The following is a 16,204-nucleotide window of genomic DNA, read 5'->3' on the forward strand; positions in this document are numbered from 1 at the left end:
TCTCGATCCTCGGAACCACTCAGGAGCGGTATGAGGGCTGCGGCCGATCCGGTCCCCGAGCCTGCACCCTGCATGAAGGTGAGGCAGATTGTCCCTGCTGAGGACACGCCCGACGGGCAGATGACGCGAGTGACAGATTTCGAGGATCCGCCCTGGCTGACGGTCAGCGTGGTCGCACCGGCTTTGACGGGATCCCAGGCGAAAGTGGCGACGGCACTGTTCCCGGCAGCGATGGGTATTTCCTGGCCGACGGCGTCATCAAGAGGGGCGGGGCCGCCGCGATGAGCGCGGCGAATCCGGTTCGCACCGTTCGGGATAAGGGTTCATGGCCGGGATGTGATTTGGAATACATTCAATTCACATGAATTCCGGCATAGTCGCACGGCTGACTACGCCGCGCCGAGCCCGCACTGTCGTAGTCGAACCGTATTGTCCGGAGGATGACCGATATCGCTCCCCTGGCCGCGTTCGCACGGGCGAAATTCGGCGACCCCGGCGTGCACGCCATCGTCCGAAACGGGCGGACCGTGCACGCCGTCGGACTCGGACAGTGGGTCGGCACCGAGGAGGTACCGGAGCTGTTGTGCCACACCGGGGTTGCGGGGTGGTCTCCCAATGCGTTGCAGCCGACTCGCGCGGATGTCACATGCGTGCGCTGCCTGCGCAGCCTCTATGGCGAGGGCGAGAGCGATCCGTCGCAGCTGTCGCTGTTCAGCAGGGATTGGCAGGCCGAGTAGCCGGCAGGGCAACACAGGGGCCGCCTGCGCATTCCGCGGCGGCCCTGTTTCAGGCTTTCAGACGACGGTGGTGAGTCGGTCGCCCGCTACTACTTCATTCAGTTTGCCGGTCGCGACGTCGAAGACGAAGCCGCGGATATTGTCCTTGTGCGGGATGTACGGGCTGGCGACTATGCGCGAGATGGATTGGCGGACATCGGTTTCCAGATCAGTGAAGGACTCCGCGGCCCATTCCGGCTTGATGCCGGTGTCCTGCTGGATGGCGGCTTTGAAGTCGTCGTCGGTGAAAGTCAGCATGCCGCAGTCGGTGTGGTGGATGAGGATGATCTCGCGGGTGCCGAGCAGGCGCTGGCTGATCGCGAGGGAACGGATCTCGTCGGCGGTGATGACGCCGCCCGCATTGCGGATCACATGCGCTTCACCGTCAGCCAGGCCGAGGACCGCGTAGACGTTGATTCGCGCATCCATGCACGCGACGACGGCGACACCCCGCGACGGCGGCAGCGGTAGCGGGCCGGTGAAGGTGCCGGCGTAGGTCGAATTGTTCTGCAGGTACTGCTCGGTGGCGGTCACAGTGGCCCCTTGCGCTCGGTATGCGTCAATCCCTATATGTGCCGCGACTCACGGTAGGCATTTCCTGGGGCAAAGAAACCGGTCCGGCTCAGGGAGATTCAAACGGTTGCCGACGTCTGCAATCTCAGCCAGCTAACTTTCAGAAACCATAATGTTTCAATTTCCCAATCGGGCAGGTGACCGGTACTCTTCGCTCGCAAACGCGATCCGCGAAACCCCTGTTCTGGCAATGGAGTTCGAGTGCTGGAAATTCACCACTTCACTTACGGGTGGGTTACCCCCGTAGTGGCCTACATCATGTCCGTCATCGGTTGCCTGCTCGGGTTGCGATGCACTGTTCGCGCGCGATCCGGAGAAGGCCGCCGGGGGTGGCTGATCGCCGCCGCGGTCGCCATCGGCGGCACCGGCGTATGGGTGATGCATTTCGTCGCCATGCTGGGGTTCTCGATCCACGGAGCGAATATTCGCTACAACGTGCCGATCACACTGCTCAGCGCGGCGATCGCCATTGCGGTGGTGTGGGCGGGGCTGTGGATCGTGGCCTCCACACGGTGGGGTGGCTGGGAACTGCTCGCCGGCGGCACGGTGACCGGGCTGGGCGTGAGTGCCATGCACTACGCGGGCATGTACGCCATGAACTCGGACGCGGTGATCGACTACAGCCCCGGGCTGGTCGCGTTGTCGGTGGTGATCGGTGTGGTGGCGTCGATCGTGGCGCTGTGGTTCACCTTGAATATCAACAGGATTCTCGCGACCGTCGGCGCCGCGCTGATCATGGGTGTCGCGGTCTGCGGCATGCATTACACCGGCATGGCGTCGATGAGCGCGCATCAAATGGACAATCCGACCCCGCCTTCGGGTGTGATCCCGTTCCAGTTGCTCGCCCCGCTGATGGTCAGCGTGACAATGGTGACCTTGATACTGGTCATTCACGTCGGGCTGACCGAGGTGGACGAGGCCAGTCGCGTTGCCGAACCGGTGCGGCCGGAACCGGCGCAGCACGACCCCTGGTCGCTTCGGTCGAGTTCCATTGCCCGCACGGACAATTCGATGACCCCGGGCGCCCGGTCCGCGTCGAACGGATTCGGTGTGGTCAAGCAGGATTACCGGCAGGTGCCGCAGTATCCGACCCCGCATCAGCAGCCCGAGCCGTACTACCCGAGCCAACCGCCGCTGTACGCCCCCGAACGGCCCGGCGCCTACCCGCAGGGCGGTCTCGGAATGCCGCCGGCCGGACCTTCGCCTTCCTGAGAGTCTCGCAGCGTAACTGCTGAGAACACGGACCGGTTGGTCGACTTTCAGGCATATCGGCAGCAAACTGACGGGCGTGCACCACCAATTCGAGTTGATCTTCGTCGTCCTGCTCGCGACCATCATCGCGCAGCCACTCGGCCGGCGGCTGGGTCAGGCGCCCGCGGTGCTCATGACCGTCTTCGGCCTGGTCCTGGCGCTGATTCCGCAGGTCCCGGATGTCCGCATCGAACCGGAGCTGATCCTGCCGCTGGTGCTGCCGCCGCTGCTGTACGCCGCGGCCCGGCGCACCTCCTGGCGGGCCTTCTCCGAAAACTGGGGCGCCATCAGCCTGCGGGCGGTGGTCCTGGTCGCCGTGACGGCCGTGGCCGTGGCCCTGGTCTTCCGCGCCTGGTATCCGGCCGTCCCGATCGGCGCGGCGCTGGCACTCGGCGCTCTGGTCGCCCCTCCCGATCCGGTCGCGGTATCGGCGCTGGCGGGCAAGCTCGGGCTGCCCCGCCGCCTGGTGGCGGTGCTCGAGGGTGAGGGCCTGTTCAACGATGTGACCGCCATCGTCATCTACGCGGCGGCGATCCAGGCGGTGGTCACCGGAAAGTTCTCGGCCTGGCACGCGGCCGGGGATTTCGTGATCTCCGCTGTGGTGGGTGTGCTGGTCGGCCTGCTGCTCGGCTGGCTGGGCAGCAAGCTCATGCGGCGGCTCGGTGAGGCGCCCTGGCAGGTGGCGCTCGGCCTGCTGCTGCCGTTCGCGGCCTATGCGCTCGCCGAAGCACGCGGCGGTTCCGCGGTGCTGGCCGTGCTGGTGTGCTCGCTGTATCTCACCGATGCGGCAACGGATTTCAGCGACAGCGACTATCGGCTGGTCGGTGACTCCTTCTGGGAGATCACCGAAATGCTGGTCACCGGTTTCGCTTTCGGGCTCATCGGCCTGGAACTCAGCACGGTGCTTCGAGATGCGGGACCGGACTGGCCGCGCTTCCTCGGCGGTGCGGCCGCGGTGATCGGCGTGGTGGTGGGGCTGCGGCTGATCTGGCTGCTGTGCACCACCGCCCTGTTCCGGAACCGTTGGCGCACACACGATGCCGATGAGCCCTACACCTGGCGGGAAACCATTGTGACGTGGTGGGCGGGTATGCGCGGGGTGGCCACGGTGGCGCTGGCGCTGGCCGTCCCGCTCACCACCGATTCCGGTGCGCCGTTCCCGGGCCGCTCCGAAATCCTGTTCACCGCTTTCGCCGTCGTGCTTTTCACGCTGCTGCTGCAGGGCACAACGCTTCCGGCGGTGGTGCGCGCGACGGGTGTGCACGCGGACACCGGGCGCGAACGGGAGATGGAGCGGCAGTTGTGGACCCGGGTCCTGCAGGCGGAACTCGCTCGGCTCAAAGAGATTTCGACCACCGAGCGACTGCCCGAGGAGATCTACGAGCGCCTGCGGGACGGCTTCGAACGCCGCCTGGCGCAGGCCGATCCCGAAGCGGCGGACAGCAATGCGCGCATTGCCACCGACCGCACCGTCGCGTTCACCAAGCAGATACGCGCCATCAGCGATGAGGTGCTGGAGGCCGGTCGCACCGAGGCGCTGGCTGCGCGCCGGGAGCCCGGTATCGCACCGGATGTGGTGGATCGGGTGATGCGCCGCCTGGATCTGCGCACGAAGGCCGGTCGGCCGTAGCTCGCGGCGTCAATCCGGAACATCGAGCCCGACAGGCAGATACGAATAGACGGCCGCCGCGGTTATCAGCGCGACGAGCACGCCCGCGACTACCAGATTGGCCCGCCGATGCGTGGACAGCATGGCGATGAACTCGCGCAGGAAGGCCGCGGGCACGAAGTAGCGTGCGGTCCGGGCGCCCGTCACCTGAGCGTCCAGATCGAGCCGGCGGGTCAGCGCGGCGGTGCGCATGACGTGAAAGTCACTGGTCACCACCGCCATTCGCAATTCTTCCGGTGCGCAACCGCGCTCGCGGAGCAGGGCCGCGGTGAAGCGCAGGTTCTCCCGGGTATTGCGGGATCGATTCTCCCGGACGATGCGCGCGGCGGGCAGTCCGGCGGCCTCGAGGTAATCGGCCATGGCATCCGCTTCAGCGACCGTCTCGCCGGGTCCCTGTCCACCCGAGGTCACCAGCAGCGGATCCGCACCCGCCGCCACCTCATCGCGGTACACCTCGATCGCGCGGTCCAGCCGTGAGGCCAGCAGCGGAGTGACGCGCCCGCCGGCCAATCCACAACCGAGCACGACCACCGCATCGGAGCCGGGCTGCCGCGGAAGTCGCGCGTACAGCACCGCGTAGCCGGCGAACGCCAGCAACTGCACCAGCAGGAGCAGTCCGAGCAGCAGGAACGCTACGACCACCGCCTCCTGCCAGATCGAGGTCTCCGGGCCCGGATCCATGATCCGATATGCCAGCAGCGGCAAAACCAGCAGTCCGATACCTGCGACGGGCGCGACGGCGGTCGCGATGCGCAGCCCCTCGCGCCGAGTCAGCACCACACCGTTGGCGACCAATCCGATCCCCGCGGCCAGCAGCGACACCGGTGGCAGCAGAATGACATGCGCCAGAGCGATTTCCAGAGCGAGCGTGGGATCCCAGTCGTGCACCGCCAGCAGTGCCCACACCGCGAGCAATGCGATCGCCGCCAGCAATATGAATCCGGTCGAGACGCGCCGCGGGTCCTTGATGATCCGGAACGCCCCGAGCGCCGCCAGCAGCACAGCGCCGGCCAATAGCAGCGCCAGCACGATCGGTGATCTCACGGCAGCCTCCCCTCGGCGCGCGGCACCGGCTGTGCCTCGGTCGCAGCCGTCACGCTATGCGCAGTGTGCAGAATAGTTGCGCCGGGCACGCCGGAGGTCACCGCAGCCGCCCCACCCGCGCAGCAACTGTCGACCCCGGCCCTTGGCGATCACCTCGGCGGGCGCCGACGACAAGGCCGCAGTGTCGCGGCCGTCGGCACCAGTGTGCGGCATGTTGCGACCTATACCGGGTCGGCCGCCTCCAGAACCAATGCGGCGCCGCTGGTCAGTGCGGTGTCGGCGGAGGTGTCCTTCAGGTCGACGCCGGAACGGCCGAGGCGGCGGGCGCCTTCGATGAGGCCGGAGGCGACCTGGGCGGCGCGGGCGTAGCCGAGGCCTTCGGGTGGGTGGATATTGGAGATGCAATTGCGTTCGGAGTCGGCGCGGCCTGGGCATGGGAGGTGGGTGAGGTAGATGCCGAGGCTGTCGGCGACGGAGAGGCCCGGGCGCTCGCCGATGAGAACCAGGAGGGTGCCTACGCCTAGGGCTTGGCCAATATGGTCGCCCAGCGCCACGCGGGCTTGGGTGGCGATGACCGGCGGGGCGAGGGTGTAGCGGTCGCCGAGGATTTCGGCGAGGGCGGCGAGCATGGGTACGCCGTGGTCGGTGAGGGCGCGCGGCGAGAGGCCGTCGGCGAGCACAATGCCGATATCCGCACCGGTATACTGCACTGCCGAAATGCCTTCGCGCAGAATGGTATTCGTGCCGTGCGCGGTAGCTGTACCGGATGCAGCCGCCCCACCGGAAGCGCTAGCCGTGCCGAACACAGTCGCCCCACCGTGCGCGGTCGCCGTATCGGGCGCGGTCGCCGTATCGGGCGCGGTCGCCGTATCGGACGCGGTCGCCGTATCGGACGCGGTCGCCGTATCGGACGCGGTCGCCGTATCGGACGCGGTCGCCGTATCGGACGCGGTCGCCGTATCGGACGCGGTCGCCGTATCGGACGGCAGTCGGCCCAGGTCTGGGCGGCGGAGGTATTCGGAGCGGTCGGTTGCGCGGCTGCGGATGTGGACCGCTTCGCCCAGGCCGAGGGCATTCACTTGGGCGGCAAGGGCATTCACGTCGAGTGGGTTGTGTACGGCGTCGCGGGCGGCGGCGTGGGCGGCGCGGAGTTCCAGGACGTCGGCGGTGGGTAGGGCGTCGCCGGTGCGGCCCAGTCCGATGCGCGCCTGGGTGGTGCGCCGGAGGTCGGCCCAGAAGGCCCGGGCCGCAATGTCTTCGATGCCGGCGGGGCGCGGGGATTCGTTCACGAGGCGCTCGCCAGTCCGCGCAGGGGTGAGGAGAGGGGCGGGACCGGCAGGACGCGGCCGTCGGTTCCCATCATGCCGAGGCGTTCGAGCCAGGCGGCGAATTCGGGAGCGGGCCGCAGGCCCAATACTTTTCGGGCGTAGAGGGCGTCGTGGTAGGCCAGGCTCTGATAGCCGAGCATGACATCGTCCGCGCCCGGAACGGCGATGACGAAGGCGCAGCCCGCCGCACCCAGCAGCGTGAGCAGATTATCCATATCGTCCTGGTCGGCCTCGGCGTGATTGGTGTAGCAGACGTCCACGCCCATGGGCAGCCCGAGCAGTTTGCCGCAGCAGTGATCCTCGAGCCCGGCCCGGATGATCTGCTTACCGTCGTAGAGGTATTCGGGCCCGATGAATCCGACCACAGTATTGACCAGCAGCGGATTCAGCTCCCGCGCCACGGCATAGGCGCGGGTCTCGAGGGTCTGCTGATCGACGGGCCGTCCGCCGGTACCCAGGTGCGCACCCGCCGAAAGTGCCGAGCCCTGACCGGTTTCCAGGTACATGACATTGTCGCCGACGGTGCCGCGCCGCAGCGACCGCCCGGCCTCATTGGCCTCCCGTAGCAGCGAAATATTCACGCCGAAGCCGGAATTCGCACCCTCGGTCCCCGCAATGGACTGGAATACGAGATCCACGGGCGCGCCCGCCTCGATGAGCCGCATGGTGGTGGTGACATGCGAGAGCACACACGACTGCGTGGGAATATCGAACCGCTGCCGCACCTCGTCGAGCAGGTGCAGCAGATCAGCGGTGGCCCGCGGGGAATCGGTAGCCGGATTGATCCCGATTACCGCATCACCGCAACCCAATAGCAATCCATCCAGCACGGCCGCCGCGATACCGCGCGGATCATCGGTGGGGTGATTGGGCTGCAATCGGGTGGCGAGGGTCCCGGGCAGCCCGACCGTGGTGCGGAACCCGGCACGCACCTCGACGGCCTTGGCGACCGCGATCAGATCCTGATTACGCATGAGCTTGCTGACCGCGGCCACCATTTCCGGTGTGAGCCCGGGCGATACCGCGGCCAGCGTGCGCCCCGCCTCCGCCGTGGCGGCGACCCCGAGCAGCCAGTCCCGCAGCCCGCCCACGGTGAGATGCGAAATCGCTTGGAACGCAACCCGATCGTGCGTATCGAGAATGAGCCGCGTGACCTCGTCGGTCTCGTACGGCACCACCGGATACTCGAGGAAGGTGCGCAGCGGCACCTCGGCCAGCGCCCACTGCGCGGCAGCGCGTTCGGCATCGGATTCGGCCGCGCATCCGGCCAATTCGTCGCCGCTGCGACGCGGAGTCGCCTTGGCCAAGAGCTCGACCAGCCCGTCGAAACTGTAGGTCGCGCCGCCGATTCGCTGGTGGTACATGGCCCAATCCTCCGGAGCCCATGTTGCTGGGGTGTAACCGCGACTTTCCCGGGGCATTACCACGCGTAACTTCTCGACTCACCGCCGCATGGCACAGGCCCGCTTGACCTCGGGATACCATGGCACCGACACCCCCGCGGGCGTCGGTTCGGACGGTGACGACCAGCAGCGCACGGGAGAACGGACCGCATCAGATGACTCTGCGCACCAATCAGCCACCCTGGCTCGACACCGTCGGCATCACCGACGAGGTGCACGCCCTGAGCGCATGGTGGGCCCGCCCGCAGCGGCTGCGGCGTGCCGTCACCGCCTATCAGCGATTGCTGGCGGTGACCCCGGCCTGCATCGCCTACGCCTTCACCCTCTTCGTGACCTGGTGGACGCTGCGCGGCGCCAGCGATCTGGTCGGCCGCCGACTGATCCTGTCCGCCTCCACCAATCTCAAGAATATGCAGCGGGATCCGATCCAGGTGCTGCTCGCCTCCGCGTTCTGGACCGAGGGCGGCGGTTTCCCGTGGGGGGACATCGTCATGCTGCTGACGCTGATGGCACTGGCGGAACGCTGGCTGGGTTCACTGCGCTGGATTCTGGTGGTGGCCATCGGGCATATCGGCGCGACCCTGATCACCGTCGTGGGCATCTCGCACGCCGTGCAGAAGGATCTCATCCCGTTCCGGGTGACGGTCGCCTCGGATGTCGGCCCCAGCTACGGGATTTCGACCATGCTGGCGGTACTGGCCTTCCGGCTGCGCGGCTATCCGCGACTGCTCTGGGCGACCGGGCTGCTGCTCTGGTACGGCTACGGCGTCTGGAACGGCCGCACCTTCACCGATTACGGCCACTTCTCGGCGCTGATCATCGGCTTCGCGGTCGGCGGGATCGCGGTGCTGATCTCCCGCCGCCTGCTGGCCTGGCGGGAGTCCTCGGCCCGCCGCGCCACCGAAAAGGCCGCTGTCACATTACTTCCCGACCGGGTCGAGACCGCCCCGGTCGCGCTGCAGGAGCCGGACGGTCGGCTCGACCACGCGGGCGGCGATCGGGCCTAATACGGCCATCAGTAGCACGTAGGCCGAGGCTAGCGCGGCCAGCCGGTGGTTCACCCCGCCCATCGAAACCGCAAGTCCGGCAATGACGATGGAGAATTCGCCGCGGGCCACCAGCGCGGCACCGGCGCGGGCCCGGCCCATCCGCCGAATGCCCTGCCGCCGCGCCGCCCACCAACCGGTGCCGATCTTGGTCAGCGCGGTCACCAGCGCCAGCGCGATCGCCCAGCCCAGTACCGGCGGAATGGCGCGCGGATCGGTATTGAGCCCGAAGGCCACGAAGAAGATGGCCGCGAACAGATCTCGCAGCGGTTCCAGTAGTTTCGCCGCCTCCTGCGCCGTACTTCCGGAGATGGCGATGCCCAGTAGGAACGCACCCACTGCCGCCGACACATTCAGAGCCGAGGCCGCACCGGCGACCAGCAGCGCCGCGCCCAGCAGCTTGAGCAGGAACACCTCATTGTCATTGCTGTCCACGATCTTCGAGACGTAGCGGCCGTAGCGCAGCGCCACCACCAGCACCACCGTGATGGCCACCAATGCGATTGCCAGCGATTTCAGCCCGCTGAAGAAGCTCAGCCCCGCCAGCATCATGGTGAGGATCGGCAGGTACACCGCCATGGCCAGATCCTCGAACACCAGAATGGACAGGATGACCGGCGTTTCGCGGTTACCCAGGCGGCCCAGATCATTGAGCACTTTGGCCACGATGCCCGACGACGAGATATACGTGACGCCGCCCATGGTCACCGCCCCCACCGGACCCCAGCCGAGAAACAGCGCCACCAGCACGCCGGGTATGGCATTGGCGGCGATATCGAGGAAGCCGGCCAGCCAGTCGCGGCGCAGTCCGGTCATCAATTCGGCTGGGGTGTACTCCAATCCGAGTAGTAGGAGCAGCAGCACCACCCCGATCTCACCGGCCAGGTGGCCGAATTCGGTGGCGGCCCGCATCTGGACGATGCCGCCGTCACCGAAGGCGAGCCCGCCCAGCAGATAGAGCGGAATCGGGGACATGCCGAAGCGGCCGGCGAAGCGGCCCATCATGCCGAGCGCGAACAAGATCGCGCCGAGCTCGATCAGGGCTAGGCCGGTCGAATCCACCGCTTCAGCCGTCGGCCAGGATGCGAGCGGCCGCGTCCAGCCCGTGCGGGGTACCGACCACTACCAGCAGATCTCCGGAGTCGAGTACAAAATCCGGCCCGGGTGAGGGGTGCAGCTGCCCGGCGCGCATGACCGCGACAATGGAGGCCTTGGTGCGGGTGCGCAGTCCGGTCTCGCCCAGCATGCGGCTGCGATAGGGCGAACTGCCGCCGATGGGCAGCTGCCGGGTGGTGATCCCCGGTAGGTCCCGGTGATCCTCCTTGAGCTTCTCCACCAGCTGCGGCGCGCCCAGCAGATTGGCCAGCACCCCGGCCTCGTCGGCGGTCAGGGGCACCTGCGCCAGGCAGGCATCCGGATCGTCCCGCTGGGAGACGATCAGATCGATGGAGCCGTCCTTATGCGCCACCACTCCGATCCGGCGCCCGGCACGGACCTCGAAATCCTTCCGCACACCGATACCGGGCAGGGCTGTCACATCGACGTTCACCCGTCCAGATTAGGACAGACTGCCCCGATACCGGCGGAGCAGCTCAGTCAGCGGTGAGCGGGGCGAAAATACCGTCGGATCCCGGCAGGTAGGAGGCCACTTCGACCACCGCGTCGACCGGCAGCGGCCCGTACAGATGCGGGAACGTCATGGACTCCGGATCGGCCGGCACCCCCGGCTCCCACTTCACCGGCGCGCCGAGCCGCTCCGGATCCAGCCACAGCAGCACCAGATCCGTGCGCCCCGCGAAAATCCGGTTGGCGGGCAGGTGTGCCTGATACGGCGCGGACAGATGAATGAACCCCACCTCCGCCAGCGAGAGCGCCCGATACTCCCCCACCGCCCGCGCGGCCTCCCACTCCTCGCGAGCGCACATGTGCACCAGGCTTTTCGGCGTCGACTCCGTTTCGGTTCCCACCCGGCCAACCTAGTTCAGTAGGGCGCCGGATTCAGCACAGCGCTGGATTCAGCAGTGCGCAGAAACGGCGCAGGGTTCAGCAGAGCGCAAGGTTCAGCACGGCAAAGGGTTCAGTCGAGCGCACTATCAATAGGGCGCCGGATGAGCGAGGTGGATCGAGACGTCGTTGACGCCGACTCGAGCGGGTGCGAATCTGCCGATGGCGCGGGCGCCTACGGCGGCGTCGGCGGTCCAGACGCTGATGCACGGTCCGGCGGGTGTCCGCAGGGCCAGTTCGAAGGCTTCGCCCGCGTCGGCGACCCGGACCACGGGCAGGATCGGGCCGAGGGTCTGCTGGGTGAGGACGGACATGGTGGGGTCGGCATCGGCCAGGACGGTGGGTTCGAAGCTGTGGCCGACCGCGGCGCCGCCGCAGCGCAGGGTGGCTCCCTTGAGGAGGGCGTCGCGGACCTGGTCGCGGACGAACTCGATGTGTTTGGCGGAGGTCATGACGGCGAAGCCGGTCTCCTCACCGAGGGTCGGGCCGAACGCGGCGGCCTCATCCACCAGTTTGTCGACAAAGGCGTCGTAGACAGCGTTTTCGACATAGACGCGCTCGATGCCGTTAGGGTTTTGCCCGCTATTTGCCAAGCCGCCCAGCGCAATACTGGCGGCCGTTTTGCCCAGATCCGCATCGGCGAGCACCACCGCCGCCGACTTCCCGCCCAGATCCAGGCAGCACGGAATCAGCCGGGCGGCCGCGCGCAGGGCCACCACCTTCCCGGTCTCCATACTCCCGGTGAAGCGGATGTAATCGACACGATCGAGGATCGCCGGACCGGCATCGTGCCCGGCGACCGATTCGAAAACCGCTGGGGCGCCGAGACTTGCCCAGCCCGCGGTGACGGCCCGCAGGGTGAGCGGAGTCTGGGAGGAGGGTTTGACGATCACCGCGGCCCCGGCCACCAGCGCCGGCAGCGCGTCGATCATGGTCAGCGCCAACGGATATGTCCACGGCCCGATCACCCCGACCACCGCGGACGCCTGCTGGGCGATGGTCAGCTGCATGATCGCGCCCGGCCGCATGGGCGCCTGCGGCAGTTTGCCGCCGAGGAAGTCGGCGGCATTGGCGCGGTAGTGGTCGAGGGCGTCGATGGTGAGCGCGAACTCCGTCTCGGCCTCGGTCTCGGATTTGCCGGTCTCCAGACCCAAGAGCAGGACCAGCCCATCGTGGTTGTCCAGCAACCAGTTTCGGAGCATATTGAGCCAGTGGACGCGGCCGACGACACCCAGTGACCGCCACAGCACACTGTTGTCGCGCAGCCGTTCGACGGCATCACGCACCTGGTCGGGCGTATCGGCGGGGACCGTGTCGACGACCCGTCCGTCGGCGGGAGCGATCACGATGAGCATCGGCGGGCCGACCTTTCCTGAAGACGGCACCTGGCGGGGACTTTCGGCGAAGTATGCGTTTTGCGCTGTGCGCATGAAACTCACCGTATGGCTGAGGTTTTCGAGCGACCAGCTGGCAATGGGCCAGGAATCGACGAATATGGGCCGTACCCAGGCAACTTACCGGCCGGTAACGGCCCGCAGACGCCGAAAGTTTGCGAGACTTCCTGAGTGACGGAAGAGTTGGCGCAACTGCGGTCCATCACCAGCACCGCCCTGCTGGCCGACTTCGCCCTGGGCCGAGGCATGACAATGCGGTCCACCCTGCAGGCGACCGGCATCCGGGATATCGATCTGCGCGACCCCTCGACCGAAATCACGCTGGCCCAGGAGTTTTCGGTGACCCGCAATGTGGTCGCCGGCATCCATGACGAGCCCGGTCTGGGGCTGCTGGCGGGCCTGCTCTGCCATCCGCCCACCATGGGCGTGCTCGGCTTCGCCCTCATGAGCAGCTCCAACCTGAAACAGGCCATGGATATCGCGCTGCGCTACGCCGATCTGTCCTTCACCGCCGCGCGCCATTTCATCGAGGAGCGCGGCGCCGAAGTATGCGTGGTGCGTGACGATTCCGCGCTACCGGCCGATATCCGCCGCTTCACCCTGGAACGCGATCTGGCGGCCATCGCCACGATCCAGCAGGACCTGCTCCCCATGCGAATTCCGGCCGTGCGCGTGGAGCTCGATGTGGAAGCCCATCCGATCTACGAGATGTTCGGCGCCGTTTTCGGCGTGGAGGAGGTCGCGTTCTCGATGCCACAGTCCCGCATCAGCTTTCAAGCGAGCACTCTGCAAACCCCGCTGCCGCAGGCGAATATGTCCACCGCCCGCTTCTACGAGCAGCAGTGCGCGGATCTCATGGAGAGCCGGCACAGCCGCACCGGTCTCAGCGGCCGGGTCCGGCAGCTGCTCATCCGGCACGGCGGTTCGGCCGATCAGGCCCGGATCGCCGGAGACCTCGATGTCAGCGTGCGCACCCTGCGCCGCCGCCTCGCCGAGGAGGGCACCACCTTCCGCGAGCTCAGCACCGAGACGGTCGGCCTGCTCGCGGAGGAACTGCTCATTGCCGGGCTCACCGTCGAGCAGGCGGCCGAGCGGCTCGGCTACTCCAGCGTATCGGCCTTCGCCTCCGCGTTCCGCACCTGGAAAGGCCAGTCACCAGGACATTTCGGGCGGTTGCATCGGGGGCGCGCGTCGGTGCGCTCCTAGCCGAACAGCCGTCCGGCGGCACGGGGTCGCGGGCACGGCGGGGCGGGGGTCATGGGTACGAGGGGCGTCATCTGGTAGACCGTCGGGTACACCCCGCACCCGACCGTTCGAGGAACCATGAACCCGTCCGTGATCATGTCCGCCCGCGATATCGAGTTCCTGCTCTACGACTGGCTGGATGTGGAGTCGCTCACCGGCCGGGAGCGGTTCACCGACCACTCCCGCGACACTTTCGATCAGGTGCTGCGCCTGTGCCAGGACCTGGCCACCACCTATTTCGCCTCGCACAATCGCGAGAGCGATCTGCACGAACCGGAGTTCGACGGCGAGCAGGTACACATCATTCCCGCCGTCGGCAAGGCCGTGCAGGCCTTCGCCGACGCCGGAATGATCGGCGCGGCAATGGATTACGAGATCGGCGGCATGCAGCTGCCGCATGTGGTCTACACCGCCTGCATGTCCTGGTTCCATGCCGCCAATGCCGGCACAGCGGCCTATCCCATGCTCACCACCGGCAATGCCAATCTCCTTGCTGCACACGGCAGTCCGGAGCAGATCGACCGCTTCGTCCGGCCCATGCTGGAGGGCCGCTACCTCGGCACCATGGCGCTCTCGGAGCCGCACGCCGGATCCAGCCTCGCCGACATCACCACCCGCGCGGTCCCGCAGGACGACGGCAGCTACCGCGTCTTCGGCCGCAAGATGTGGATTTCCGGTGGGGACCACGAACTTTCGGAGAATATCGTCCACCTGGTACTGGCCCGCGTCCCCGGCGCGCCGGAGGGCACCCGTGGCATCTCACTGTTCCTGGTGCCCAAATTCCTGCCCGGCGAAGACGGAGCCCCGGCGATCCGCAATGATGTGGTTCCGGCCGGAATCAATCACAAGATGGGCTGGCGCGGCACTGTCAATACCGCCCCGATATTCGGCGACGGCAATTTCACCCCCGGTGATCGGCCCGGCGCGATCGGCTATCTGGTCGGCGAGCTGAATCACGGTCTGCCGCAGATGTTCACGATGATGAACGAGGCCCGCATCAGCGTCGGCCTGGCCGCCACCGCCCTGGGCTACACCGGCTATCTGAAGTCCCTCGACTACGCCCGCACCCGTCCGCAGGGCCGCCCGCTGGGCGCCCGCGGCGGCGCCCAGGTGCCGATCGCCGAGCATCCGGATGTGCGGCGCATGCTGCTCGCGCAGAAATCGTATGTGGAAGGCGCTCTGGCACTGCAGTTCTACTGCGGCAAGCTGGTCGACGAGCAGCGCACCGCCGCCACCGAGTCGGACCGCGCCGCCGCCGGAACCCTGCTGCGCATCCTCACCCCCATCGCCAAGAGCTGGCCGAGCCAGTGGTGCCTGACCGCCAACGACCTCGCCATCCAGGTGCACGGCGGGGCGGGCTACACGCGCGACTACGACGTCGAACAGCACTACCGCGACAATCGCCTCAATCCGATTCACGAGGGCACACACGGCATTCAGAGCCTGGACCTGCTGGGCCGCCAGGTGACCCTGGACAATGGCGTGGCGCTCACCGCACTGCTGACGACCATGGCGGCTACCATCGCCGCGGCACGCGCGAGCGAAGATATCGAATTGTCCGAATTCGCCGACGCTCTGGAAGCCGCCGCCGGACGAATCGCCGCCACCACCTCCGGACTGTGGCGCGACCTCGATCCGGAGTCGGCGCTCGCCAACTCCGCCGTCTACCTCGAGGCCTTCGGGCATGTGGTGCTGTCCTGGATCTGGCTCGAACAAGCCCTCGCCGCCGCACCCCATACGGCGCGCGGTGAAACCTTCGGACTCGGCAAGCGCGCCGCCGCCCGATACTTCTTCCGATGGGAATTGCCGCGCACCACTGCGATGTTCGATCTCCTCGATTCCCGCGACCGCACCACGCTCGATCTGAACGCCGCTTGGCTATGAGCTTGCTAAGCGTGTCTGGAGGGTTATGCAATCGGAGTGTGAGTGCCGGGGCCCGCGGGTAGTCTCCCGGTAGACAACTTGATCAGGGTGTTCGGAGGGGCGGCCCGAGGGGTTTCGCGGGTACCAGCCAAGGCCTGTTCGCTTTCAGCGAAATCGCAGGTCGTGTTAGGCAAAACACACGGGAAACATCCCGGGAACAAAGACCGCTCCCCGAACGTCTGACAGAGTAGTCATCAACCACTGCTGGGAAGTAGCGGTAGCGAGGCTCGCGAAGTGGATCGCGAGCCCCCACACCAGGCAAAGGATGTGCGAGCATTCCGGAGCCAGGACGGAGGAGTCATGCCAGGAACCCTGACTAGCACCCCACTGACTGCGGTCGACCGTTGTGACCGTTGCGGGGCGGCGGCGCGCGTGCGCGCAGTCCTTCCCGCGGGTGGTGAGTTGCTCTTCTGCCAGCATCACGCCAATGAGCACATGGATCGTCTTCGTGCGCTCGAAGCCGTGATCAACACGGAGTCGGCACCGGCGCTGTAACAGCTCCTCCACCTCGGGGATGGTTCACCACCTCGGGGGGTCCGCTCGAAAAT

General features: G+C 67.1%; 14 protein-coding genes and 2 pseudogenes. 7 read left to right on the forward strand and 9 right to left on the reverse strand.

Translation table 11 applies throughout. From position 1 onward, the window contains the following. The first annotated feature begins 440 nt into the window (after positions 1-440). The gene (locus tag OG716_RS18715) at positions 441-737 is read left to right on the forward strand and encodes a hypothetical protein (protein ID WP_355120987.1); all 297 of its coding nucleotides are present in this window, start codon (positions 441-443) and stop codon (positions 735-737) included. A 57-nt stretch (positions 738-794) separates the two neighbouring features. On the opposite strand, the gene OG716_RS18720 is transcribed toward OG716_RS18715, so the two are convergent. After that, positions 795-1,310, reverse strand: coding sequence for a beta-class carbonic anhydrase (locus OG716_RS18720; RefSeq protein WP_405138828.1), 516 nt, complete (start codon positions 1,308-1,310; stop codon positions 795-797). Positions 1,311-1,550: 240 nt separating this feature from the next. On the opposite strand from OG716_RS18720, the gene OG716_RS18725 reads away from it, so the two are divergent. Continuing rightward, positions 1,551-2,561 carry an MHYT domain-containing protein gene (locus tag OG716_RS18725; protein WP_405138829.1) on the forward strand — a complete coding sequence of 337 codons (1,011 nt, stop codon included), beginning with the start codon at positions 1,551-1,553 and terminating at the stop codon, positions 2,559-2,561. Positions 2,562-2,637: 76 nt separating this feature from the next. After that, complete coding sequence (locus OG716_RS18730; protein ID WP_405138830.1) at positions 2,638-4,230, forward strand: Na+/H+ antiporter; 1,593 nt, start codon at positions 2,638-2,640, stop codon at positions 4,228-4,230. A 9-nt stretch (positions 4,231-4,239) separates the two neighbouring features. Here OG716_RS18730 and OG716_RS18735 read toward each other — a convergent pair whose 3' ends face one another. The 4 genes and pseudogenes from OG716_RS18735 to OG716_RS18750 all read right to left on the reverse strand — a co-directional run bounded on the left by OG716_RS18735 (position 4,240) and on the right by OG716_RS18750 (position 8,005). After that, on the reverse strand, positions 4,240-5,313 hold the full coding sequence (locus OG716_RS18735) for a YdcF family protein (protein ID WP_405138831.1): 1,074 nt from the start codon (positions 5,311-5,313) through the stop codon (positions 4,240-4,242). A gap of 221 nt (positions 5,314-5,534) precedes the next feature. Continuing rightward, positions 5,535-6,032 (reverse strand): annotated as a pseudogene (locus tag OG716_RS18740) (ethanolamine ammonia-lyase light chain EutC); the annotation flags it as partial. Between the two features lie 258 nt (positions 6,033-6,290). Then, positions 6,291-6,575, reverse strand: a pseudogene (locus OG716_RS18745) (ethanolamine ammonia-lyase light chain EutC); the annotation flags it as partial. Between the two features lie 23 nt (positions 6,576-6,598). Then, positions 6,599-8,005: an ethanolamine ammonia-lyase subunit EutB gene (locus tag OG716_RS18750; protein WP_405138832.1), complete on the reverse strand. Its 1,407-nt coding sequence runs from the start codon at positions 8,003-8,005 to the stop codon at positions 6,599-6,601. Between the two features lie 155 nt (positions 8,006-8,160). On the opposite strand from OG716_RS18750, the gene OG716_RS18755 reads away from it, so the two are divergent. Further along, positions 8,161-9,051: a rhomboid-like protein gene (locus OG716_RS18755; protein WP_405138833.1), complete on the forward strand. Its 891-nt coding sequence runs from the start codon at positions 8,161-8,163 to the stop codon at positions 9,049-9,051. On the opposite strand, the gene OG716_RS18760 is transcribed toward OG716_RS18755, so the two are convergent. The 4 genes from OG716_RS18760 to OG716_RS18775 form a co-directional block, all read right to left on the reverse strand. Continuing rightward, positions 8,965-10,152: a cation:proton antiporter gene (locus OG716_RS18760; protein ID WP_405138834.1), complete on the reverse strand. Its 1,188-nt coding sequence runs from the start codon at positions 10,150-10,152 to the stop codon at positions 8,965-8,967. The genes OG716_RS18755 and OG716_RS18760 overlap by 87 nt on opposite strands. A gap of 4 nt (positions 10,153-10,156) precedes the next feature. Continuing rightward, positions 10,157-10,639 (reverse strand): cation:proton antiporter regulatory subunit, encoded by a 483-nt coding sequence (locus OG716_RS18765; protein ID WP_355121003.1) that lies wholly within the window; start codon positions 10,637-10,639, stop codon positions 10,157-10,159. Between the two features lie 43 nt (positions 10,640-10,682). Next, positions 10,683-11,015, reverse strand: a complete 333-nt coding sequence (locus OG716_RS18770) for a DUF952 domain-containing protein (protein ID WP_405139749.1) — start codon at positions 11,013-11,015, stop codon at positions 10,683-10,685. Positions 11,016-11,183: 168 nt separating this feature from the next. Further along, positions 11,184-12,524, reverse strand: a complete 1,341-nt coding sequence (locus OG716_RS18775; RefSeq protein WP_405138835.1) for an aldehyde dehydrogenase family protein — start codon at positions 12,522-12,524, stop codon at positions 11,184-11,186. A 135-nt stretch (positions 12,525-12,659) separates the two neighbouring features. On the opposite strand from OG716_RS18775, the gene OG716_RS18780 reads away from it, so the two are divergent. From OG716_RS18780 to OG716_RS18790, 3 genes are all read left to right on the forward strand, one after another. Then, positions 12,660-13,694, forward strand: coding sequence for an AraC family transcriptional regulator ligand-binding domain-containing protein (locus OG716_RS18780; RefSeq protein ID WP_405138836.1), 1,035 nt, complete (start codon positions 12,660-12,662; stop codon positions 13,692-13,694). A gap of 117 nt (positions 13,695-13,811) precedes the next feature. Further along, complete coding sequence (locus OG716_RS18785) at positions 13,812-15,617, forward strand: acyl-CoA dehydrogenase (RefSeq protein ID WP_405138837.1); 1,806 nt, start codon at positions 13,812-13,814, stop codon at positions 15,615-15,617. A 339-nt stretch (positions 15,618-15,956) separates the two neighbouring features. Then, positions 15,957-16,151: a hypothetical protein gene (locus OG716_RS18790; RefSeq protein WP_327145189.1), complete on the forward strand. Its 195-nt coding sequence runs from the start codon at positions 15,957-15,959 to the stop codon at positions 16,149-16,151. Positions 16,152-16,204 lie beyond the last annotated feature (53 nt).

This window comes from Nocardia sp. NBC_01388, from assembly GCF_045040085.1.
Lineage (GTDB): Bacteria > Actinomycetota > Actinomycetes > Mycobacteriales > Mycobacteriaceae > Nocardia.